Origin of the sequence: Kitasatospora sp. NPDC096140, assembly GCF_040303045.1 — a bacterium.
GTDB lineage: Bacteria > Actinomycetota > Actinomycetes > Streptomycetales > Streptomycetaceae > Kitasatospora.
The window spans coordinates 51,975-72,229 of the sequence record NZ_JBEOUW010000009.1; the positions used below are offsets into that span (position 1 = coordinate 51,975).

The 20,255-nt window shown below is 73.4% G+C and carries 17 protein-coding genes; 5 read left to right on the forward strand and 12 right to left on the reverse strand.

Translation table 11 applies throughout. The features are described 5' to 3' along the window. The first annotated feature begins 36 nt into the window (after positions 1-36). Positions 37-669, forward strand: a complete 633-nt coding sequence (locus tag ABT048_RS11420) for a transglycosylase family protein (RefSeq protein WP_350521128.1) — start codon at positions 37-39, stop codon at positions 667-669. 227 nt (positions 670-896) lie between these two features. On the opposite strand, the gene ABT048_RS11425 is transcribed toward ABT048_RS11420, so the two are convergent. The 3 genes from ABT048_RS11425 to ABT048_RS11435 form a co-directional block, all read right to left on the reverse strand. After that, on the reverse strand, positions 897-2,708 hold the full coding sequence (locus ABT048_RS11425; RefSeq protein ID WP_350521300.1) for an APC family permease: 1,812 nt from the start codon (positions 2,706-2,708) through the stop codon (positions 897-899). A 421-nt stretch (positions 2,709-3,129) separates the two neighbouring features. Continuing rightward, the gene (locus tag ABT048_RS11430) at positions 3,130-4,791 is read right to left on the reverse strand and encodes a multicopper oxidase family protein (RefSeq protein ID WP_350521129.1); all 1,662 of its coding nucleotides are present in this window, start codon (positions 4,789-4,791) and stop codon (positions 3,130-3,132) included. 110 nt (positions 4,792-4,901) lie between these two features. Then, positions 4,902-5,456 carry a hypothetical protein gene (locus ABT048_RS11435; RefSeq protein ID WP_350521130.1) on the reverse strand — a complete coding sequence of 185 codons (555 nt, stop codon included), beginning with the start codon at positions 5,454-5,456 and terminating at the stop codon, positions 4,902-4,904. 257 nt (positions 5,457-5,713) lie between these two features. On the opposite strand from ABT048_RS11435, the gene ABT048_RS11440 reads away from it, so the two are divergent. Next, the gene (locus ABT048_RS11440; RefSeq protein ID WP_350521131.1) at positions 5,714-8,119 is read left to right on the forward strand and encodes a collagenase; all 2,406 of its coding nucleotides are present in this window, start codon (positions 5,714-5,716) and stop codon (positions 8,117-8,119) included. Positions 8,120-8,228: 109 nt separating this feature from the next. Here ABT048_RS11440 and ABT048_RS11445 read toward each other — a convergent pair whose 3' ends face one another. Next, entirely contained in the window at positions 8,229-9,125 is an 897-nt protein-coding gene (locus ABT048_RS11445) for a LysR family transcriptional regulator (protein ID WP_350521132.1), read from the reverse strand. A 135-nt stretch (positions 9,126-9,260) separates the two neighbouring features. Here ABT048_RS11445 and ABT048_RS11450 point away from each other — a divergent pair, with 135 nt between their 5' ends. The 3 genes from ABT048_RS11450 (at position 9,261) to ABT048_RS11460 (ending at position 11,780) form a co-directional block, all read left to right on the forward strand. Further along, entirely contained in the window at positions 9,261-10,298 is a 1,038-nt protein-coding gene (locus tag ABT048_RS11450; RefSeq protein WP_350521301.1) for a YncE family protein, read from the forward strand. Positions 10,299-10,571: 273 nt separating this feature from the next. Then, complete coding sequence (locus ABT048_RS11455) at positions 10,572-11,234, forward strand: hypothetical protein (protein ID WP_350521133.1); 663 nt, start codon at positions 10,572-10,574, stop codon at positions 11,232-11,234. Positions 11,235-11,378: 144 nt separating this feature from the next. Further along, positions 11,379-11,780 (forward strand): YccF domain-containing protein, encoded by a 402-nt coding sequence (locus ABT048_RS11460; RefSeq protein WP_350521134.1) that lies wholly within the window; start codon positions 11,379-11,381, stop codon positions 11,778-11,780. A 168-nt stretch (positions 11,781-11,948) separates the two neighbouring features. On the opposite strand, the gene ABT048_RS11465 is transcribed toward ABT048_RS11460, so the two are convergent. From ABT048_RS11465 to ABT048_RS11500, 8 genes are all read right to left on the reverse strand, one after another. After that, the gene (locus tag ABT048_RS11465; protein WP_350521135.1) at positions 11,949-13,214 is read right to left on the reverse strand and encodes an APC family permease; all 1,266 of its coding nucleotides are present in this window, start codon (positions 13,212-13,214) and stop codon (positions 11,949-11,951) included. Between the two features lie 175 nt (positions 13,215-13,389). Beyond that, complete coding sequence (locus ABT048_RS11470; protein WP_350521136.1) at positions 13,390-13,833, reverse strand: SRPBCC family protein; 444 nt, start codon at positions 13,831-13,833, stop codon at positions 13,390-13,392. Positions 13,834-13,967: 134 nt separating this feature from the next. After that, positions 13,968-15,608, reverse strand: a complete 1,641-nt coding sequence (locus ABT048_RS11475) for an AMP-binding protein (RefSeq protein ID WP_350521137.1) — start codon at positions 15,606-15,608, stop codon at positions 13,968-13,970. Positions 15,609-15,783: 175 nt separating this feature from the next. Next, the gene (locus tag ABT048_RS11480; protein WP_350521138.1) at positions 15,784-16,023 is read right to left on the reverse strand and encodes a chaplin; all 240 of its coding nucleotides are present in this window, start codon (positions 16,021-16,023) and stop codon (positions 15,784-15,786) included. A 92-nt stretch (positions 16,024-16,115) separates the two neighbouring features. Then, a complete protein-coding gene (locus ABT048_RS11485) occupies positions 16,116-16,433 on the reverse strand; it encodes a hypothetical protein (RefSeq protein WP_350521139.1) in 318 nt (105 codons plus the stop codon). Further along, positions 16,430-18,997, reverse strand: a complete 2,568-nt coding sequence (locus ABT048_RS11490; protein ID WP_350521140.1) for an Hsp70 family protein — start codon at positions 18,995-18,997, stop codon at positions 16,430-16,432. The genes ABT048_RS11485 and ABT048_RS11490 overlap by 4 nt, the downstream gene beginning before the upstream one ends. Before the next feature lie 31 nt (positions 18,998-19,028). Next, on the reverse strand, positions 19,029-19,823 hold the full coding sequence (locus ABT048_RS11495) for a nucleotide exchange factor GrpE (RefSeq protein WP_350521141.1): 795 nt from the start codon (positions 19,821-19,823) through the stop codon (positions 19,029-19,031). Further along, positions 19,820-20,245: a hypothetical protein gene (locus ABT048_RS11500; protein ID WP_350521142.1), complete on the reverse strand. Its 426-nt coding sequence runs from the start codon at positions 20,243-20,245 to the stop codon at positions 19,820-19,822. Before ABT048_RS11500 ends, ABT048_RS11495 begins: the two co-directional genes overlap by 4 nt. Positions 20,246-20,255: the final 10 nt, after the last annotated feature.

Here is a 20,255-nt window from a genome sequence, read left to right on the forward strand (position 1 = left end):
CGGTGCGTGTCCTGTCCCCGGATCTGAGAGCCGCCCATGCCTCCCACCGCTCGTCTCCGCCGCCTCGTCCCGACCGCGCTCTGCGCCCTGACCGTGGCCCTCGCCGGCGCCCCAGCGGCCCACGCCGCACCCCCGGGCCGCGAGGGCGGGTCCGACCCCGGCCGGGCGGACGGCGGCCGGTACGACTGGGACAGCGTGGCGGCCTGCGAGAGCAGCGGCAACTGGCGCGTCAACACCGGCAACGGCTACTACGGCGGTCTCCAGTTCGACCAGCCCACCTGGCGCGAGAACGGCGGCCTCGCCTACGCCCCGCGCCCCGACCTCGCCACCCGCGAGCAGCAGATCGCCGTCGCCCAGCGCCTCGCCGGCCGCCGCGGCCTCTCGCCGTGGCCCGTCTGCGGCGCCCGCGCCGCCCACCGCCACGACCGCGGCGACGCCGCGCCGCCCCCGGCCGCCCACGCCCCCGCCCACACCCACACCCCGGCCGCCGAGCCCGCGCCTTCGCGGGACGGCACCTGGACCGTCCGGGAGAACGACACCCTCGCCGACCTCGCCGAGCGCCTCCGCGTCCCCGGTGGCTGGCCCGCCCTCTACGCCCTCAACCGCGGCACCGTCGGCGACGACCCGGACCTCATCCAGCCCGGCATGGTCCTGGATCTCCCCTCCTGACCGCGTCCCCTCCCGATCCGCCGCCCACGCCCTCCCCTCCCGGGCGTGGGCGGCACCACGTGTTCACGGCCTCACCGCGTCACCCGCCGCGCCGCCCCGGCCCCGCCGGCGAGAGCGCCTCCGGGAACGCCGACGGCCCGCCCGCTCACCGGGAGCGGACGGGCCGTGCAGCTGGGGCGGCGGTCAGGGGCCGGCGCCGGGGCGCCCGCGGGGGTCGGCCGACGGGGTCAGCCGACGTGGACGCGCGGGCGGCGCGAGCGGTCCGGCTCGGCCTCGCGCAGCACCTCGCGGGTGACCGGCGCGACCTCGCCCTGGCCGAACAGGAAGAACCGCAGGAACTGGGCGAAGGGGTTGCCCTCGGTCCACTCGAAGTAGAGGTGCGGCCGCTGCCCGGTGCGGTCCCGGACGGTGAGCGCCAGCGCGGCGATCGCGTTGGGGATGCTGGAGCTCTCCAGGGTGAGCACCCGGTAGCGCCCGTGCAGGACCTCGCCGCGGACGGTCAGCTCGGCCTCGAAGTCGGAGGCGTCGCGGACGGTGACCTCGACGAAGACCAGGTCGTCCTCGCCGGGGATGTCGTTGTCGGCGCGGATCTGGCGGATCTTGTCGCGGTACTCGGCGTTGTCGCGGCGGCTCGGCTCGTTGGCGATCAGCCGCAGCGGGCGGTGCGCGTAGTCCCTGATGAAACGTTCCGCCACCTCGTCCATCGCCACGTTCGTGACCCGCAGCTCGAAGGCGCGGCGCAGCCGGGAGGCCAGCGAGACCAGGATGATGCCGGCGATGAAGCAGGCGCCGATCTTCAGACCGTCGGGCCGCTCCATGCAGTTCAGCACGGTGGTGTAGAGGAAGACCGCCGAGATCGCCGCGAAGGCGACGGTCCAGCCCTTCTCGCGCTTGCGGAACGCCGCGATGGTCACCGCGATGGCCGCCGAGCTGATCAGCACCAGCACACCGGTCGCGTACGCGCCGCCCTGGGCGTCGACGTTGGCGTCGAAGATCCAGGTCACCAGGAAGCCGATCAGGGTCAGCACGATCACCATCGGCCGCACCGCGCGGGCCCAGTGCGGGGCCATGCCGTAACGCGGGAGGTAGCGGGGCAGCAGGTTGAGCATGCCCGCCATCGCCGAGGCACCGGCGAACCAGAGGATCGCGATGGTGGAGAGGTCGTAGACGCTGCCGAAGGCGCCGCCCAGGTACTGGTGGGCCAGGTACGCCAGGGCGCGGCCGTTGGCGTCGCCGCCGGGCTTGAACTGGTCGGCCGGGATGAGCAGCGTGGTGATGAAGCTGGTGGCGATCAGGAAGCAGCTCATGATCACGGCGGAGGTGGTGAGCAGCTTGCGGGCGCCCCGGATCCGGCCGGCCGGGTTCGCCTCGGTGTCACCGGCGCTGCCCTCGATGTGCGGCATCACGGCGACGCCGGTCTCGAAGCCGGACAGGCCGAGCGCCAGCTTCGGGAAGGTCACCAGGGCGACGCCGACCATGATGATCGGGTTGCCGTGCTGGGCGGTCAGCGCGTCCGTCCAGTCGGTGACCACGTGCGGCGCCTCGATGATCTTCCACAGACCGACGGCCACCACGACCACGTTCAGCGCCAGGTAGACCCCGACCAGGGCCACGGCCAGGCCGATCGCCTCGCTGAAGCCCTTGAGGAAGACCGCGCCGAGCAGCGCCACCAGGATCAGCGTGATCAGCACCTGCTTGTCGCCGAGCATGCCGGTCAGGTGCGGATTCTCCACCAGGTGCGCGCTCGCGTCGGCGGCGGACAGCGTGATGGTGATCAGGAAGTCCGTCGCCGCGAAGCCGAGCAGCGCGAGGACGAACAGCTTGCCCTTCCAGAACGACAGCAGCCGCTCCAGCATCGCGATCGAGCCCTCGCCGCGCGGGCTCTCCTTGGCCACCCGCCGGTAGACCGGCAGCGCGCCCAGCAGCGTGACGATCACCAGCACGATGGTGGCGATCGGCGACAGCACGCCGGCCGCCAGGGCGGCGATGCCCGGCTGGTAACCGAGCGTGGAGAAGTAGTCCAGGCCGGTCAGGCACATCACCCGCCACCAGCGCTGGCCGGCGTGCGCACCGTGCGCGGCGGATTCCCCCGCCGCCGCGCCGTCGTGCGACGCCTGCGGGCCGCCTGCCGCGTCGGACGGCTCCGCGGGCTTCGCCGCGCTCATGTCCTCCAGCAGCCAGCTCCGCAGCCGTATTCGCGCCGACGACGAACCCTCCGTCGCCGTCCCCGTCGAACCCGACGAAACCACGTGACACCTCTTGTTTAAAGACCCCGCAAAAGCGCCGTCGGGCGACGGCAGTGCGCCAGGCTATGCGACGGGCGTTAAGGAGGTGTCATCGGCCCGCGTTAAGAAATCGTCATGAAGGCGCAGGTCGGCGAGGGTGGCACGGCGCAGCGAGGCGGGTGCCGGGGGCGGGGAACGCGCTCCCCGCCCCGGCGTCTCACAAGGTGGACCGGGGTTACGCCTGGTAACCGAGGACGGTCATCATGCCCGTCTCCGCGTGGTAGACGTTGTGGCAGTGCACCATCCACAGCCCCGGGTTGTCGGCGTCGAAGTCGACGGCCAGCGTCGTGCCGGGCAGCACGATCGCGGTGTCCTTGCGCGGGCCGTCGCCGGGCAGCGCGAAGCTGTGTCCGTGCAGGTGGACCGGGTGCCACATGGCGGTGCTGTTGCGGAACTCCAGCCGCACCCGCTCGCCGGCGGCCACCGGGTGGCGCTGCGCCGGGTCGTACCTGCGGCCGTTGAACGCCCAGTCGGCCTTCGCCATGCCACCGGTGAGCTCCAACTGCACCGTGCGGTCAGGGGACTTGGCGGGCAGTCGGACACTCGGGTCGGCCTTCAGCCCACCGGCGGTCACCGGCGTGCCGTCGAGCTCGGCCGGGCGCACCGAGGCGTCGGGCGCGGCGCCGCCGCCGGTGCGCAGCAGGGCGAGCGCGGTCGCGCCCTTGCCCTCGGCGAGCGCGGTCAGCGGGAAGACGCCGTCCCCGGCGGTGACCAGGACGTCGTAGCGCTCGCCCATGCCGAGCAGCAGCGCCCGGGTGGCGGCCGGCTCGACCGGGAAGCCGTCGGTGTGGGTGACGGTCAGCTCGTGTCCGCCGAGGGCGACCCGGTAGGCGGTGTCGCCGGCCGCGTTGATCAGCCGGATCCGGATCCGGTCGCCGGGCTTGGCGGTGAAGGTCTCGGGAGCGGTCGCGAGACGGCCGTTGACGAGGTGGAACGGGTGGGCGACGTCGCCGGCGTCGCCGCCGAGCAGGGGGCTGCGGGCACCCATCAGCATCCGGGCGGGTCCGCTCGTCGCACCGCCCGCCCCCGGCCCCGCCGGGCCGGTCACCCCCGACGCCCCTGACATCCCTGACATCCCTGACATCCCGGGCATTCCCGGCATGTCGTGGCCGGAGCCGCCGGAGTGGTCCGTCCCGCCCATGCCCTGGGCGAGTTCGGCGAGGACGGCGTCCGGGGTGCTGCCGTCGACGCCGTCCACCCAGTCGTCCAGGACGACGACCCACTCCCGGTCGTAGCGCAGCGGCTCCTTCGGGTCCTCGACGATCAGCGGCGCGTACAGGCCGCGGTCCTGCTGGACACCGGAGTGCGGGTGGAACCAGTACGTGCCCGGGTGGGTGAGGGTGAAGCGGTAGTCGAAGGTGGCGCCGACCCTGACGGCGGACTGGGTCAGGCCCGGCACGCCGTCCATGTCGTTGCGCAGCGCGAGGCCGTGCCAGTGCAGCGAGGTGGGCTGCGGCAGGTGGTTGGCGAGGGTGAGGGCGAGCGTGTCGCCGACGGTGGCCCGGACCTCCCGGCCGGGAAGGCGGTCGCCGTACGCCCAGCTGCGGACGGTGCGGCCGCCGAGGTCGAGAGTGGTCTCGGTGGCGGTGAGCGCGACCTTGCGCTCCGGGCCGGGGTTGCGCTTCGCCTCGGCGGCGGCGACCTCGGGGCCGTTCGGTGCGACGAAACCGGCGGGGGCGGCGGAGGCGGCCGGGCCGCTCGCACCTCCCGCGTCGCCGTGGTTCACGGACGCGTGGTCCATGCCCTTCATCGAATCGGACGAGCAGGCGGTGAGCAGGCCGGTCCCGGCGGCGGCGAGCGCGGCGGCGAGGACGGTACGGCGGGTGGGTGTGCGCATGGCGGAGTGCACCTCGTGCGGTGGTGGTGTGGGCGCGCAGGACGTCGCGTCGGCCGTTCCGCACGCGGGCGCTTCGCAGCGCGCGCGGGCACGGATCGGCGGGCGCGCGCCTACTGACGCAGCACCGAGAGCCGGGCGAGGAGTATCCGTCCACCCCCGGGCGGGGGCTGCGCGCGGACGGCCCGCAGCAGACGCGCGCGCACCTCGGCCGCGGCATCCCCACCGGAACGCAGCAGCGGACCGGCGATCAGGAGCACCAGGGTCCAGCCGGCGAGGACGGCGAGGCAGACCGTCATCGGGTCCATGCCGCCGGGAGCCGAGGGGTCGGCGAAGGCAGAGGCGGCGCGAGAGGCGGCGGCAGAGGCAGGGCCGGAGCCGGGGTCGGCGTCGAGGCCGGGGCCGCCGGTCACGAGCCGCGCGGCCGGGGCCCGGACGGGCTCGGGGGCCATCGCGTGGTGGCCCGACGCCTGACGCGCCGCCACCCGGCCGTCCCCGGCCTCGCGTCCACCGTGCCCGCCGTACCCACCGTGCCCGCCGCGTTCACCGTGCCCACCGGCCGGATGCCCGAGCGTGTGCATCGTCACGACGCCGATCAGCAGCGCGGCGAGCAGCAGCAGGCGCAGCGCCCGTGGCACCGAGGGGCCGAACGGCCGCAGCTGCGCCATCCTCCGCCTCCCCCATCGGGTCCGGTCCGCCTGCACGTACCCCCGCAGGGTATCCCGAACTGCAGAAGCGGAAGGAGTGGGGGTCAACTCCGTTCACCCTCTTGGCAGGTGCAATTTCACATTGCTATGTTACGCCTCGCTCAACCGAGGGCGCCCCAAACCCCGCAACGCCCGCCCTCGCCCCCGGCAGTCCCGGGCCGGAACCCACGGCACTGCCGCCTCGCACCGCCCTGCCAATTCCCCCTCCAGGAGATCCGGTGTCAACTTCCCGCGTAGCCCGGCGAGTCCTGCTCGCCTCCGCGATGGCCGTCACCCTCACGCTGCCCACGCTGCAGACCGCCCAGGCCCTCACCCCCACCCCCGCGACCTCGGCCCCGGCCTCGGCGCCGACCGCACCGACGAGCTCCACGCCCGCCCCGGCCGCCCCCGACCAGCGCACCGCCTACGACGACGTCGACCACCTCGGCGCCGACACCGCCAAGCCCGGCGCCCCGGCCCCGGCCCCCGGCGGCGGCTCGCTCGGCAGCACGCTCATCCCCGGACTGCTGCCCGACCACGTCGGCGCGCCCGCGCCGACCGCCGACCAGGTCGCCGGCACCGCCGCCGCCACCCCTCCCACCAGCGGCGCCGGCGTGCCCTGCACCGTCGACGGGCTCACCCGCCTCGGCGCCGACCAGCTCGTCGCCTTCCTCACCGACCCGGCGATCACCGCGGACGGCTGTCTGAACTCGATCCTCTGGACCTGGGACGCCCGCTTCACCACCACCATGGACAACGCCCACGTCCGTGCGGTCGCCGACCGGCTCACCCGGCTGTCCGCCACCGACGACGGCACCGGCTCCTCGCACGTCTACGAGCTGTGGACGTACCTGCACGCGACCGTCTACCACGCCTTCACCCACCACGAGCTGAACGTCTCCGACCCCGCGACGCTCGGCTCGATCCAGCGCGCGATCACGGCGTACGCGGGCAGCGCGCACGCCTTCGACCGCACCGACCTCGCCGCGAACATCCTGCGCGAGACCGCCATCACCGCCGGCGCCGACGGCCTGCGCCAGAACAACCTCGGCCTCGCCCGACGCATCCTCGGCGTGCTCGCCCCCGGCACCACGGTGGCCGACAGCGCCGCCTGGGGCAAGGCCGTCCTCCAGGCGCTCAACCTCAACTACCTGGGCATCTACAACCAGGACCCGGCCTTCCTCACCGCCGTCGCCGGCGACGCCGACTACCGCGCCGCGTTCCGCGCCTACGCCTCCTGGGGCCACCTCAAGGGCACCAAGAACGCCTGGGCCGCCCGCGACGCCGTCGCCGAGTACGGCCGGTTCGGGCAGGTGCCGGCCCTGCACGACGCCACCGTCGCCGACCTCGGCCGGCTGATCGACACCACCCGGACCGCCTTCGGCGAGTGGTCCGACCCCTGGGCCAAGGCCATCGGCTGGGCCGCCACCTACGGCGTCTGCCACCAGTACGGCGTCTGCATATCCGACCTGGAGGCGAAGCTCTTCCCGAACACGTACACCTACGACAACGGCGCCGTCGAGGTCCACACCGCCCTCGACAAGGCCACCGTCGACCAGATGTACTACGCGAGCAAGCAGGTCAAGTCCCAGTACTTCCGGGTGCTCGGCACCGACCAGCCGCTCGCCGGGGACGCCAACCCCACCCTGCACATCCACCTGTACGCCTCGCGCGCCGACTACGAGGTCTACCACCCGATCCTCACCGGCTACTCCACCAGCAACGGCGGGATCTACATCGAGCGCGGCGCCACCTTCTACACCTACCAGCGACGCGTCCCGCAGGACTCCCAGCTCACCCTCGAAGAGCTGTTCCGCCACGAGTACGTGCACTACCTCAACGGCCGCTGGGCGGTGCCGGGTTACTTCGGCGACCCGCGCTGGTACGCCGACGACAAGACCACCGCGATGGACGAGGGCACCGCCGAGTTCTTCGACGGCTCCACCCGCGACCACGGCATCCTGGTGCGCAAGTCGCTGGTCCGCAAGCTGGCCGCGGACGAGGCCGCCGGCATCCCCCGGATGACCGTCGCCCAGCTCCTGCACGCCCGTTACACCGACACCCCGGCCTTCCACTTCTACAACTACGCCGGCACCTTCTTCGAGTTCCTCTGGCAGCAGCACCCCTCGCTGCTCCGCGAGATGTACGGCTACCAGCGCGCCGACGACCCGGCCGGCTTCGACGCCTGGCGCGACCGGGTCGGCGCCGACGCCGCCCTGCAGAAGGAGTACTCCGCCTTCCTCGACGCCCAGATCAAGAACGTCGACAACCTGTACGTCCCGTCGACCTCCTTCGTCCCGAACGGCTCCCTCGACCTCGCGTGGGCCGACGACGTCCAGGAGGAGTTCGCCGCCGCCACCGGCGCCACGCCCGACTGCAAGGACAACGGCGACTGGGCCAACAAGCCGATGCGCTTCGTCTGCACCGGGCGCATCACCGCCAACCTCTCCGACTCCACCAACCCGGACAAGGTCTTCAAGGACATGTCCGACACCGTGGACTACTTCATCCTCACCCGCACCAAGGACGTCGAGGGGGCGAACAACCTCAACGACATGAACTGCAGCTTCGGCAAGGTCGACGTCTGGACCGGCGGCAAGGCCGGTACCGCCGACTACACCTGCGAGGGACCGCTCCGCCGGTAGCCGCCGAACGCCCGGCGGCCGCGGAACACCGGCCGCCGGGGCCACCGATCACCCGGGGCCACCGATCACCGGGCGCGGTACGGACAGTGGGATCCGTACCGCGCCCGGCTCACTCCTGCCCCGCCCGCCGGACGGCCGCCGCCAGGTGTTCGCGGAACCAACGGTGGCCCGGGTCGGCCGAGTTGCGCGGGTGCCAGGCCATCCCCAGCTCCAGCGGGTCGAGTTCGAGCGGGATCGGGAAGGTGCGCAGGCCCAGCGCCGCGACCGTCTCCGGCAGCCAGTCCGCCACCCCGAGCGCGACCAGGTCGCTGTCCCGGGCCAGCAGCATCGCGCTGGTGTGGCTCGGCACCACCACCGCCACCCGGCGCCGCAGCCCGCGCTCGGCCAGCGCGGCGTCGATCGGCCCGAGCCGCCTGCCGCGCCGCGAGACGCCGATGTGGTCGGCCGCGGCGAAGCGCCGTGCGGTGATCCGCCCGTCGAACAGCGGATGCCCACCGCGGGCCACGCCCACCAGGGGCGCCCGGACCAGTGGCCGACTGCGGATCTCCGGGTCCAGGTGCCCCAGCACGCCCACCTCGACGTCCACGAGCCCCTGCCGCAGCGCCGGCCCGCCCTCCAGCGCCTCCGGCAGGAACACCGTGTCGACCTTGGGCGCCTCCGCGCGGATCCGCTCGGTCAGCGACCCGGCCACCCGGACCAGGACGACGTCACTGGTCTGCACGGTGAAGGTCCGCTCCAGGTGAACCGGCTCGAACCCCGCCCCGGGGCGCAGCACGTTGTCGCAGTCGCGCAGCAACGCGCCCACCTCCTCCCGGAGTTCGAGCGCCCGCGGGGTCGGCACCATCCCCTGTCCGGCCCGCACCAGCAGCGGGTCGCCGACCGCCCGGCGCAGCCGGGCCAGCGTCCGGCTCACCGCCGCCGGTGAGGTGCCGAGCCGCTCGGCGGCCTTGGTCACACTGTTCTCCTGCAGCAGGGCGTCCAGGGCCCGCAGCAAGTTGAGGTCCATCCATGGCTCCTGAGCTGCATCTTTGCGTTCCGGTCAACTATCCCGTGTCCATCCTTGCATTGTTCCGCCGCCCCGGGAGCCGGAGAGTGGAGACGTCCACCGGGAAACCCGCTTCAAGGAGCACCTGTGTCCACCATGTCCCGTTCCCACCTCGCCGGAGACGTCCTCGCCGCCGTCAGCCAGAGCGGCCCGACCGTCTCCTTCTTCGACGCCGCCACCGACCGGCTCCTCGACACCGTCGAAGTCCTCGCCGAGCCGCACGAGTTGTGCTTCGACCCGACCCAGCGCCTGCTCTGGTGCACCAGCGCCTACCACTCCGGCTACTACCACGCCAACGGCGGCCGCCGCACCGAGCTGACCGTGATCGACGCCGACACCCGCCGGATCGTCGAGGTGATCGACCTCGCCCCCGAACACGGCCCGCACGGCCTGGCGTTGGACACCGCCCGCGGTCGCCTCTACGTCAGCGTGGAGGGCGGCCCGGACCGCCCCGGCGGCGTCGTGGTCGTCGACACCGACACCCGCCGCCCGATCGGCCGGATCGACACCGACGCCCCCGGCCCGCACTGGTTCGCCGTCTCCCCGGACGGTCGCACCGGCTTCGCCACCAACAAGGAGGCCCCGTTCGTCTCGATCGTGGACCTCGACAAGGGCGTCCTGACCGCCAAGGTCGAGGTCCCCGGCAGCGAGGGCCTCGCCGTCTCCCCCGACGGCACCCGGGCGTACGTCGCCGGGCCCTACCTCGGCTTCGCCGGCCGGCCCGACGCGACCCCCGGCATCCGCGTCATCGACGCCCGCACGGCCTCGGTCGTCGACACCCTCCCGACCGGGTCCGCCGCGCTCCCCGTCCACCTCACCTCCACCGGCAAGCTCCTGGCCGGCGAGGTCCGTTCGGCCCCCGACCCGGACTCCCGGCTGGGCCGCCAGCTCCCCGGCCGCCTCAGCGTCTTCTCCACCGAGGACCACCGGCTCCTCGGCTCCGTCGAGATCGGCCTCTTCCCCCTGACCATCGCCTCCTCCCCGGACGGCCGACTCGCCTACGTCTCCTCCGTCGTCTCCTCCACCGTCGACGTCATCGACCTCGACACCCTCACGCCGGTCTCCCGCCTCACCCTCCCCAAGCGCGCCGAGCCCGGCGCCCACGGCCTCGCCTACCTCCCCCGCCCCGCCTGACCCGCCCCACCCACACCGGGGCCCCGGCCCCGGACCTTCCCCCGAAATGCACCCCTGGGACCGATCGGGGTCGGTGGTGTTCGGAAACGAGCCCGATCGGCCGGGGGCGCCGGCTGACCACCCCGGGCCACGGCCACCCGGCGGCCCACGCGGGAAGCCCCGGACCGGCACCGCTTAGGGTCGGGGACGGATCAAGACCAGTCGGGCCGTCGGGAGGCGAACATGCGCTTCGGCAGGAACAGGAACAGCTCCGCGGAACCTCCCGTCGAGCCCGTGAGCTGGGAACGGGTCAGGGAGTTCGTGATCGGCGACGTCGAACGACCGGCCACCCCCACGCGAAACCGCATCGGCTGCGGCCCTCGCGCCGTCCGCGTCGCCAAGGGCGGCAGGAACGACCGTGTCCTCGCCCCCTGCGCCTACCTCGCCACCTCGGCTGCGCCGCCCGTACCGGCGTCGGCGCCGCCGGCCGCAGGCCCTTCACTCACCCTCTTCGAGGACCTCGTCGCGAACCGTCTGCTCTGCTACGTCGGCGAGCGGATCGAGGTCGACGGCGAGCGGCACCACCCCGTCCACGACGGGCAGGGGCAGCTCATCGGAACCGTCCGCCGCGTTCCGCCCCGGCGTCCCTTCCGCCACACCTGGGCCATCGACCAGCCCGGCCACCCCGTGATCGTCGGCCGTAACCAGTGGATCGCGGGCGGCTCTCCGAAGGACGCGCTCGGGCTGGCGGCGGGCCGCCTGGCACTCGGCGTCGCGGATGCCCTCACCAGCTTCGGGGCGGAGGGCGGCGACCTGCCGCACAGGTCACGCACGCTGGAGTGGCGTGCCGACGGCGAGGTGGTGATGACGTCGGAAGGCAGCGAGAAGGTCACCATGAAGGCGGAGTGGATCGACCGGCGCCTGGCGTTCGCCTTCGCGCTCGTGGGAGACCGCTGAGTCGGCCGGCCTCACTTCGACCGCGGGTTGAGGCCGCACCCCGGACCGACCCCTGAGGCACAACCCCCGAGGGCGTAGACACGCCCTCCGGCGGGCATGGGACGGTCGTGGTGCAACGCGATCGGCCGTGAGAAGGTACCAAGCATGAGTGCAGTGAAGTTCATCCTCAATGTCATCTGGTTGGTTTTCTGCGGCATTTGGATGGCTCTTGCCTACGCGGTCGCCGGAATCATCTGCTGCGTCCTCATCATCACCATCCCCTTCGGCATCGCGTCCTTCCGCCTCGCGGGCTTCATCCTGTGGCCGTTCGGGCGGACGGCGGTGGAGCGGTCGGACGCCGGGGCGGCGTCCTGCGTCGGCAATGTGATCTGGCTGGTCTTCGCCGGGTGGTGGCTGGCGCTGGCGCACCTGATCACCAGCGTTCCGCTGTTCCTGTCGATCATCGGGATCCCCTTCGGCTGGGCCAACCTGAAGATGATCCCGGTCTCGCTGACGCCGCTCGGCCGCGAGATCGTCTCGACGGACGAGCCGTGGGGCGGCCGGTAGCACCCGCGTACGCCGACGGCCGGCGAGGCACTGCGCCTCGCCGGCCGTCGGCGTTCCTGCGGTCCGGGTGCCGGCCCGGGGCGGGGCCGGGCTCGCCGGGGGCTGGTCCGACGGGCTTCCCGCACCGGCTCGCCGGCTGACCGGGAGCCTCAGCGCTGACCGGGGGCCTCAGCGGCGGGCCACCGCCTTGCGCAGGCCGTACGCAGCGGCGCCGAGCCCGAGCACCACCGCGCCCGACAGGACGGAGGCCGACGGGAGGGCGAAGGCCAGCGCGAGGCAGCCGGCCGTACCGACGACCGGGACGATCCTCGGCGGGCGGCCCTCGCCCGGCGTGAGGGTCCAGGCGGAGGCGTTGGCGACGGCGTAGTAGGCGAGCACTCCGAAGGAGGAGAAGCCGATCGCGCCGCGCACGTCGCCGACGGCCGCGACGACGGCCACCACCGCGCCGACGGCCAGCGCGGCGCGGTGCGGCACGCCGAAGCGCGGGTGGACGGCGGCCAGGGCGTGCGGCAGGTGGCGGTCGCGCGCCATCGCGAGCGTGGTGCGCGAGACGCCGAGGATCAGCGCGAGCAGGGAGCCGAGGGCCGCCACCGCCGCCCCGGCGCGCACCACCGGAGCCAGCCCGGGCACCCCGGCTGCCCGGACCGCGTCCGCCAGCGGCGCCGCGGCGTGGGCGAGGCGTTCGGGGCCGAGTACGGCCAGGACGGCGAGCGCGACGGCCGTGTACACCACCAGGGTGATGCCCAGCGCGAGCGGGATCGCGCGCGGGATCGTGCGCTGCGGGTCGCGCACCTCCTCGCCGAGGGTGGCAATCCGGGCGTACCCGGCGAAGGCGAAGAACAGCAGGCCGGCGGCTTGCAGCACCCCGTGGAACCCGGCGTCCGCGCCGACCGCCCAACGGCCGGCGTCCGCCTGGCCGCCGCTCAGGCAGGCCACCACCACGGCGGCGAGCACGCCCAGCACGACGGCGACGATCGCCCGCGTCAGCCAGGCGGCCTTCTGCACGCCGACGTAGTCGACCGCGGTCAGCGCCACGACCGCGGCGACCGCGACGGCGTGGGCCTGGGCGGGCCAGACGTAGGAGCCCACGGTGAGCGCCATCGCCGCGCAGGAGGCGGTCTTGCCGATGACGAAGCCCCACCCGGCGAGGTACCCCCAGAACTCGCCGAGCCGCTCCCGGCCGTAGACGTAGGTGCCGCCGGACTGCGGGTAGCGGGCGGCGAGCCGGGCGGAGGAGGTCGCGTTGCAGTACGCCACCACCCCGGCCAGCGCCAGTCCGATCAGCAGTCCGGAGCCGGCGGCGGCCGCGGCGGGCGCCAGCGCGGCGAAGACGCCCGCGCCGATCATCGACCCCAGCCCGATCACCACGGCGTCGAACACGCCCAGGTGCCGCCGCAACTCCCCCGGCCCGGCAGCCGACGCCGACCCACTCATTGACCTGCACCTCTTCCCGTCGGGCCCGAACGACGGCGCACGATACCGGAGCGAAGCGAACGCCGAGGGGCCGGCAGCGGCCGCGCGGGACGGGGCCGCGCGGGACGGGGCTGCGCGGGACGGGGCTGCGCGGGACGGGCTCCGGGCGGGGGTCGATGCGGAGCGGTCAGCCGGTTCAGCCGGTGAGGCGGGCTTCGAGGGCGCGCAGGTCCTTGGTGAGGGAGGAGCGGACCTGGCGGGACATCAACGGCGCGGTGAGGCGGTGGAAACCGGTGGATCCGCCGCGGACGCGGATGCGGGCGAAGGTGCCGCCCTGGGTGGGCTCGAAGGTGTAGGTGACGTGCATCGGCATCGGCCCGGCCACCGAGACCATGTCGAGCACCTGCGGCGGGGCGTAGCCGGCCACCCGCAGCACGTACTCGAAGCGCCGCCCGAGGAAGTGGGCGGTCCGGGTGACCTCGGCGCCCACGCCGAAGCCCCCGGTGTCGGCCTCCCGGGTGAGGGCGGCGCTGCGGATTCCCTGGGTCCACTCGTGGTCGCGGCGCCAGTCCATGGCGTAGCCGGCGACCTCGGCGGGCGGACGGGGGATCAGGCGTTCCACGGTGACGTCGAGGGGCATGATCACACTCTCCCGCCCGGCGGCCGGGTTCGCCCCCGGACCGGCCCGGTCAGCGGCCGCAGGGGCCGGCGGTGTCACCGGATCGGCCGACGGGGTGCGACGCGCAGGCGGCCGCGGGCCCGGCCGGGTCGGCCCTACAGCCCCAGGATCCGCTGCGCCTCCTCGCGCATCTCGACCTTCCGGATCTTCCCGGTGACCGTCATCGGGAACTCCTCGACCACGTGCACGTAGCGCGGGATCTTGAAGTGTGCGAGCCGGCCGGCGCAGTACTCCCGGACGGCCTCCGCGGTGAGCGGTTCGGCGCCCTCACGCATCCGGACCCAGGCCATCAGCTCCTCGCCGTACTTCGGGTCGGGGACGCCGATGACCTGGACGTCCAGGACGTCCGGGTGGGCGTGGAGGAACTCCTCGATCTCGCGCGGGTAGAGGTTCTCGCCGCCGCGGATCACCATGTCCTTGATCCGCCCGGTGATGGCGAGGTACCCGTCCTCGTCCATCACCGCGAGGTCCCCGGTGTGCATCCAGCGCGCGGCGTCGACGGCCTCGGCGGTGCGCTCGGGCTCGCCCCAGTAGCCGAGCATGACGGAGTAGCCGCGGGTGCACAGCTCGCCGGGCTCGCCGCGCGGGACGGTACGGCCGGTGGCCGGGTCGACGACCTTGACCTCCAGGTGCGGGCCGACCCGGCCGACGGTGGAGACCCGGCGCTCGACCGGGTCGTCGACGCGGGTCTGGGTGGAGACCGGCGAGGTCTCGGTCATGCCGTAGCAGATGGAGACCTCGGCCATGCCCATCCGCCCGATGACCTCCTTCATCACCTCGCTCGGGCAGGGCGAGCCGGCCATGATGCCGGTGCGCAGGCTGCCGAGGTCGTGGCGCTCGAAGTCCGGGTCGGCGAGCTCGGCGATGAACATGGTCGGCACGCCGTACAGCGAGGTGCAGCGCTCGGCGGCGACGGCGGCCAGCGTGGCGCCGGGCTCGAAGGACGGCGCCGGGATCACCGTGCAGGCGCCGTGCGAGGTGGCCGCCAGGTTTCCCATCACCATGCCGAAGCAGTGGTAGAAGGGGACCGGGATGCAGATCCGGTCCTGCTCGGTGTAGTCGAGCAGCTCGCCGACGAAGTACCCGTTGTTGAGGATGTTGTGGTGCGAGAGGGTCGCGCCCTTGGGGAAGCCGGTGGTCCCCGAGGTGTACTGGATGTTGATCGGGTCGTCGGGGGCCAACTCGTCCTGGCGGGCGGCGAATTCCGCGACCAGCCGCGGGCCGGCCCGACGGCCGGCGGCGAGCAGGTCGTCCCAGGTCGGGCCGCCGATCAGCAGCACCCGCTCCAACTCGGGGCAGCGGGGCCGGACTTCGTCGATCATCGCGGCGTAGTCGGAGGACTTGAACCGCTCGGCGGCGACCAGCAGCCGGATGCCCGCCTGGTTCAGCACGTACTCCAGCTCGTGCGCGCGGTAGGCGGGGTTGACCGTGACCAGGACGGCGCCGAGCTTGGCCGTGGCGTACTGGGTGAGCGTCCACTCGGCGCAGTTGGGCGCCCAGATGCCGACCCGGTCGCCCTTGGCGATGCCGAGCTCCAGCAGGCCGAGGGCGACGGCGTCGACGTCGGCGGCGAGTTCGGCGTACGTCCAGCGGCGGGCGGTGGGGCGGTCGACCAGGGCGTCGCGGTCGGGGAAGGCGCGCACCGCGCGGTCCAGGTTCTCCCCGATGGTGTCGCCGAGCAGGGGGACGTCCGAGGTACCGGAGGAGTAGCTGCGCGGGGTCGGCGTGGTCGGCACGTGCGGGCTCCTGGGTGCGACGGGGCGGGTCGGGGACCATGGTCCCGTTCCCGGGGCCCTGCCGCCACCCCCGAACGGGGGTACCGGAGCGCGCCCGGGCGCGGCACGACCGGCCCGGCCCCGGACGCGGCGCTGGGGCCGCCCGTCGGTTCGACGGACGGCCCCAGCGCACGGGTCACGCGTTGATGCAGGTGTTGCCGATGGCCGGGTTCAGGATCGAGATGATGCCGATCGTGTTGCCGCAGACGTTGGCTTCGAGGTTGATCGGGATCTGGATCTGGTTGCCCGACAGCACACCGGGCGAGCCGTAGGCGACACCGTTGGCGGTCGCGTCGCCCGCGGCGGCGGTGCCGGCACCGGCCAGGACGGCCACGGCGGCGAGCGCCGTGGCGGCGAGGGTGGTGCGAATACGCATTGCGTCACTCCTTGTGAGGGTGGCGAACATCCGTGTGACGATCACACTCGCACCGATGGAACGCGACGGCAGGTCGGGAGGGTCCGAATTGGTCACTCAGAGGGCGTGTCGCCCTCCCGCCCCACCCGCACCAGGCCCGCCGGCCCCGCCACGCTCAGTGATTCCAGCAGCTCCCGGGCCGGGTGCAGGCCCGGCTCCGCCTCCAGGGCGCCCCGCAGCCGGAACCGCGCCGTCGCCTCGTCGCCGGCCGCCAGCGCCTCCAACGCCCGGTTGTAATCGATCCGACCGGCGTAACGCAGCCGGAACAGGGCGGACAGGTCCTCACGGCAGGAGGGGCAGCACAGGCTCCGCGGATCCGCCGCGACCTTGCACAGCGGACAGAGCACCTCCGGGTCGGCCACGGCGCTCATCGCGGCCCCGCCTCCTCCGGGCGCACCGGGCCGAGCGACTCCGCGGCCGGCTCGCTGCCGAGCTCCCGCTGCGCCTGCGCGTACAGCGCCAGCAGGTTCGACATGTGCTTGTTGACCTCCTCCATGTTGGGCGCCTCCACGGCGGCGTCCAGGCCGCGCAGCTCCGCCATGATCAGCTGCCCCAGGGCGGGCGAGACCATGTTCTGGGTCACGTAGACGTTGCACATGGTCAGCATCCGCATGGTGTGACCGAGCGAGTCGCACAGCTCGTCCGCCCGCTGGGCCGCGCGCATCGCGCCCTCCCAGTCGGCCGCCTCGCGGCGCAGCCGCAGCTCGGCGGAGACCGACCGCAGCCGGTCCAGGTCGCTGGGGTCGAGGTGCTTCTCGCAGTAGTGGATGAACAGGCTCAGGTACGCCTCCGAGCCGCGCACCCAGCGCTGGGCCTTGAGCTGGCGCTGGGCCCGCTCCAGCGCCTCGTCCACCGACTGGCCGCGGGTCTGACCGGCCGCCAGGTCGTCCAGGGAGTCCATCAGCCGCTGCGCCTCGCGCATCTCGGCCTCGGTCAGCTCCCCGCCCCAGCGGTCGGTGAAGGTCTCGATCTGCCGCTGCTGCTCCTCGACCTGCACCTTCAGCTCCGGGTCCAGGGTGACCCGCTCCAGCTTGACGGTCTTCTCCGCGCCGCCCTGGATCCGTACCGACAGGGTGATGGTGCGGTCGCGGTCGAGGCCGAAGGAGACCTCCACCGGGGTGCGCCCGCCCAGGCCCTCGGGCAGCCGCAGGGTGAGGTGGCCGATCAGCTCGTTCTGCTGGGCGATCTCGTGCTCGCCCTCGTAGACCGCCACCTCCAGCCGCTGCCGGCCACTGCCGGAGACCACGAACTCCCGGCTGACCGGCGAACTCGTCGGGTAGCTGGTGTTCTTGGGGATGATGACGGCGAGCCGGCCGTCGTTGAGCTCGATGCCGAGGTTCTTCGGGGTGATGTCGAAGGGGTTGGTCACCTGCATCAGTTCGCCGCAGCCGGTGCAGGTCTCGCTGCCGGGCGGGTTGACCACGCCGCAGGAGGCGCAGCGCAGGCCGACGTCCTCGGCGGCGGTGGAGATCACCTTGGTCAGGCCGGGGGCGGCCGAGTTCAGCGCCTCGCCGCACAGTTCGCAGGCGGTGACGCCGGGGGCCGCCGGGGTGCCGCAGCGCGGGCAGTTGTCGCTGCGGACCACGGTGGTGGCCTGGACCTGCTTCGGGACGGTCGCGCCGCCGGCCGAACCACCCGTTTCCTGGCCGCACTTGGGGCAGTCGGCGGCCGCGGAGTCGACCGGGATGTGGCAGGTCGGGCAGGAGACCCGGTCACCACCGAGCAGGGAGGTCGCACAGTTGGCGCAGTTGGAGGCGGAGAGGTCCCCGGGGGCCCGGCACTCCGGGCACTCCACCTCGCCGACCAACGCGGACTGCACGGCCGCGCCGAGTGCCACGCACTGCATCGGGTTGACGCCGCGCCGGATCCGGCGGGGGCCGAACACCTCGCCGAGCCGCCGGGCGACCAGCGGGATCGCGGTCGAGCCGCCGACCAGCACCACCTCGTCGATGTCCCCGACGGTCAGGTTGGCCTGCATGATGGCCTTGTGGGTCAGCTCGATGGTCCGCTCGATCTGGGTCTCGATCAGCTCCTCGAAGCGGGCGCGCTCGAACTCCGTCTCCAGCACCAGCTGTCCGGCGCCGAGACCGGGCAGGATGACCTCGGAGGACTCCTGGTTGGAGAGCTCGATCTTGATGGTCTCGGCGGTGGAGGCGATCTTCGGGCGGTCGCGCAGGTCGGGCTGGTAGTCCGAGCCGTACTCCTCGCGGATGTCCTCCAGCAGCGCGGTGGTGATCGCCCGGTCGAAGTCGTCGCCGCCGAGCAGGTTGTCGCCCTCGATGCCGAGCACCGACACCGAACCGGGCACCAGCAGCAGGATGGAGATGTCGAAGGTGCCGCCGCCGAGGTCGTAGACCAGCACGGTCCTGCCCTCGTCGCCCGCCTCGGAGGTGATCCCGTACGCGAGCGCGGCGGCGGTCGGCTCGTTGATGATCCGCAGCACGTGCAGCCCGGCCATCCGGCCCGCCTCCTGGGTGGCGGCGACCTGCCGCTCGCCGAAGTAGGCGGGGACGGTGATGACGGCGCGGTGGAAGGGCTCGCCGAAGCGCTGCTCGGCGTCCTCCTTGAGCCGGTGCAGAACGATCGCGGAGATCTCGATCGGGGTGTACGAGCGGCCGTTGAACCAGACGTTGACGTCACCGTCGGTGCCCGCGGTGACCTTGTAGTCGACCTCCTTGAGGGCGGCCTGCACCTGCGGGTCCTTGAACTTGCGGCCCATGAAGCGCTTGACCGAGCGGATCACGTTGGCGCCGTCGATGGCGATCCGGCTGCGCGCGGTGGAGCCCACCAGCAGCTCGCCCTTGCGGCCGCTGCCGACGACGGAGGGCGTGGCCTCCTGGTTCTGCCGGTTGAAGATGATCTCCGGCTCGCCCCGGCGCAGGTGGGCGACCACGGAGTTGGTGGTGCCCAGGTCGATGCCGAGTGTGCGGTACATGTCGTTCCCCTCTTGCCCCTCGTGGTCCTGGCTACTTCTTGCGCTTGGCCCGCTTGCCCGCGGCCGTCGCCTTGCGGCGGGCCCGGGGCGGGGCCGCCTTGGGCTGGGCGCGGACGGGCTGCACGGCGACGGGATCGCCTGCTCCGGCGGCCCCGGCCGGCACGGTCGTCTCGGCGGCGTCGGGTGCTTCGGCCGCTTCGACCGTCAAGGCGGCTTCGGGCGCTTCGGCCGCTTCGACAGCGGGTTCGACCGGCACGGCCTCGGGCTCCCCGGCCCCCTCGGTCATCCCGGGTTCCCCGGTGCCCTCGGGCTGCAGCGCCTGCGTGTCGGGCGCCCGTTCCGGCTCCGGTGCGGCGACCACCACCTGGGCCCGCCGCAGCACCTCGTCCTCCCAGAAGAACCCGGTGACCACCGTCCGCAGCACCGTCTCCGGCACCACCCCGGGCCGGACCTCGGTGCCGACGATCTCGGTCAGCTCCGGGTCCGCCGGCATGCCCTCCAGCCGCATCGGACGGACCTTGGCCTTGGCGAGCCGGCCGAGCAGCCGCCGCCGGGTGGCCTCGATGCCCTCACCGCGTCCCAGTGCGACCAGCTCGCGGTCCAGGCCGAGGGCGGCGAGCGCGTCGTCCACCTCGACCAGGATGCCCAGCAGGTCGCGCTGCTCGGCCCGGGCGGTCTGCCGCTGCTCCGTCAGCTTGCTCCCCAGGAGGGAGGAGCGGAAGAGCAGTTGGACGAACTTCCGCTCCAGGTCGACCTCCTCGACGCCCGGCGGGATCTCCAGCCGCCGGTGGCCGTCGAGCGGGGATGCGGTCGGTGCGTCGGTCATTCGGGTACCTCGATCTGCGGCAGCACGGACAGGTCGGCCGCGTAGCGGGCGGGGACGGGCGGTTCGGGGTCGGTGCCCGGCGGGGCGGGCTCGGCGAAGTCGGCGGCCAGCTCGGCGCGGTGCAGCGTCAGCAGGGCGGGGACGGGCGGCAGCGGCGGGCGCTCGATCACCAGCAGTGGTTCGGCGAGCGCCGGGGCCAGCAGGTCGGCGGCCCGGTCGACGGGCTCCGGCGGGAGGGGCTGCTGGAGGTCGGACTCCAGCCGCCGGTCCGGGTTCCGCAGCAGCGCGGCGGCCTCCTGGATCTGCTGGCGGGTGTGACGGCCCGCCCGCATCGCCGGTCCGACGGCGAGGTTGATCTCGCGCACACCGGCCGTGAGCGGGATGCCCAGGACCTCGTACGGCGACGGTTCAGGCAGTGGCATGGCGGGCGGT

Excerpts from the sequence above, each read along its gene's own strand:
- ABT048_RS11420 (WP_350521128.1), top strand. The coding sequence starts at position 37 with ATGCCTCCCACCGCTCGTCTCCGCCGCCTCGTCCCGACCGCGCTCTGC.
- ABT048_RS11425 (WP_350521300.1), bottom strand. The coding sequence starts at position 2,708 with ATGTGCCTGACCGGCCTGGACTACTTCTCCACGCTCGGTTACCAGCCG.
- ABT048_RS11430 (WP_350521129.1), bottom strand. The coding sequence starts at position 4,791 with ATGCGCACACCCACCCGCCGTACCGTCCTCGCCGCCGCGCTCGCCGCC.
- ABT048_RS11435 (WP_350521130.1), bottom strand. The coding sequence starts at position 5,456 with ATGGCGCAGCTGCGGCCGTTCGGCCCCTCGGTGCCACGGGCGCTGCGC.
- ABT048_RS11445 (WP_350521132.1), bottom strand. The coding sequence starts at position 9,125 with ATGGACCTCAACTTGCTGCGGGCCCTGGACGCCCTGCTGCAGGAGAAC.
- ABT048_RS11450 (WP_350521301.1), top strand. The coding sequence starts at position 9,261 with ATGTCCCGTTCCCACCTCGCCGGAGACGTCCTCGCCGCCGTCAGCCAG.
- ABT048_RS11460 (WP_350521134.1), top strand. The coding sequence starts at position 11,379 with ATGAGTGCAGTGAAGTTCATCCTCAATGTCATCTGGTTGGTTTTCTGC.
- ABT048_RS11465 (WP_350521135.1), bottom strand. The coding sequence starts at position 13,214 with ATGAGTGGGTCGGCGTCGGCTGCCGGGCCGGGGGAGTTGCGGCGGCAC.
- ABT048_RS11470 (WP_350521136.1), bottom strand. The coding sequence starts at position 13,833 with ATGCCCCTCGACGTCACCGTGGAACGCCTGATCCCCCGTCCGCCCGCC.
- ABT048_RS11480 (WP_350521138.1), bottom strand. The coding sequence starts at position 16,023 with ATGCGTATTCGCACCACCCTCGCCGCCACGGCGCTCGCCGCCGTGGCC.
- ABT048_RS11485 (WP_350521139.1), bottom strand. The coding sequence starts at position 16,433 with ATGAGCGCCGTGGCCGACCCGGAGGTGCTCTGTCCGCTGTGCAAGGTC.
- ABT048_RS11490 (WP_350521140.1), bottom strand. The coding sequence starts at position 18,997 with ATGTACCGCACACTCGGCATCGACCTGGGCACCACCAACTCCGTGGTC.
- ABT048_RS11495 (WP_350521141.1), bottom strand. The coding sequence starts at position 19,823 with ATGACCGACGCACCGACCGCATCCCCGCTCGACGGCCACCGGCGGCTG.
- ABT048_RS11500 (WP_350521142.1), bottom strand. The coding sequence starts at position 20,245 with ATGCCACTGCCTGAACCGTCGCCGTACGAGGTCCTGGGCATCCCGCTC.